This window comes from Vibrio sp. 378 (assembly GCF_033339435.1).
Genome location: NZ_JAWOUO010000936.1, coordinates 1 through 567, shown reverse-complemented (window position 1 = coordinate 567; position 567 = coordinate 1). Strand labels below are relative to the sequence as shown.

The window sequence follows — 567 nt, the reverse complement described above, 5'->3', positions numbered from 1 at the left end:
AAATGCAGAGAATCGAGTTTTCCTAGAATCTGATGCCAAAGCACCGAACGGCAAAATTCCTTACTACCCTGAGTTTGGTCAAGATTTGGATCAAGACGGTTCATCTGAACAGCACATTCGCTTAGGTTCGCGCGTTGAAGGTTTACAGGGCGTAGTGAATTACAGCTACAACGAATACCGTCTGATCGCGACGAATGATGTAAACAACACTAACTTTGTGGCAGCGGGTGATGGCTTTGATGTAGAGCGTAAAGCGGCGCCAGCTATCGCAGAGTCGGATTTACGCGTTGCAAGCTTTAACGTGCTTAACTACTTCACTTCGGTTGCAGACAGCGGAAACAACAACCCGACAGGCCAAAACCGTGGCGCGACGAATCACGATGAGTTCTTGATCCAACAAGCGAAGATCGTGTCTGCGATGAATAAGATGGATGCTGACATCATTGGTTTGATGGAAGTGGAAAATAACGGCTTCGGTGATGGCAGTGCTGTGCAAAACTTGGTGGATGCATTGAATGCAGAAATCGATGACGCAGACGATCATTACACTTACGTTGAAATCGCAGA

General features: G+C 46.9%; 1 pseudogene. It reads left to right on the top strand.

The window, feature by feature from the left end:
* Positions 1 to 567 (top strand): annotated as a pseudogene (locus tag R7Q48_RS29700) (nuclease); the annotation flags it as partial.